Genomic DNA, 608 nt, shown 5'->3' with positions numbered 1-608 from the left:
CCGGGATCGAACCGGTGACCTCCTGCGTGCAAGGCAGGCGCTCTCCCAGCTGAGCTAAGGCCCCTTCTTGCTTCTGCTTTTTCTCTCAGGCGGTGTTGAGCATCTTCACTCACTCGGTCATTGGCCTGACGCCAACTCCCTCGCTCATGTATCGCTCGCCTTGCCTGATAGAAAAATCATCGCAACAAGATAAGTATAATTTGTGTGAGACAAGGCGCTTTGTGGCGACGCATAGCCTGCTATGCGAGTCGCAAAGCAACGCCGTATCACGCAAATTTGGTGAGTCTGGGCAGACTTGAAGAAACCCCGCGACCTCACCCTTCTCTTTATATAACGTCCGGGGGTGCGCTCTAACCAACTGAGCGATCCCGTTCGTTCGGAGAATGGTGGGTCTGGGCAGACTTGAACTGCCGACCTCACCCTTATCAGGGGTGCGCTCTAACCAACTGAGCTACAGACCCGGCTAGCCACTGGGTCCGCGACCCAAACAGTCTTTGCTCTGGCCGATCAGGTAATTCATTGTGAGCACTTGCCGAGTGACGATGACGTCGTCGGTTAAGGAGGTGATCCAGCCGCAGGTTCCCCTACGGCTACCTTGTTACGACTTC

General features: G+C 55.3%; 1 tRNA gene and 1 rRNA gene. Both read right to left on the bottom strand.

Features of this window, described 5'->3' with window-relative positions:
• Nucleotides 1-384: 384 nt before the first annotated feature.
• Nucleotides 385-461 (bottom strand) — tRNA-Ile (locus QWY74_RS01510).
• 95 nt (nt 462-556) lie between these two features.
• Nucleotides 557-608, bottom strand: a 16S ribosomal RNA gene (locus QWY74_RS01505); the annotation flags it as partial.

The sequence above is a fragment of the Halomonas almeriensis genome (genome assembly GCF_030409235.1).
Lineage (GTDB): Bacteria > Pseudomonadota > Gammaproteobacteria > Pseudomonadales > Halomonadaceae > Halomonas > Halomonas almeriensis.
This window is presented reverse-complemented; position numbering and strand designations above follow the sequence as displayed.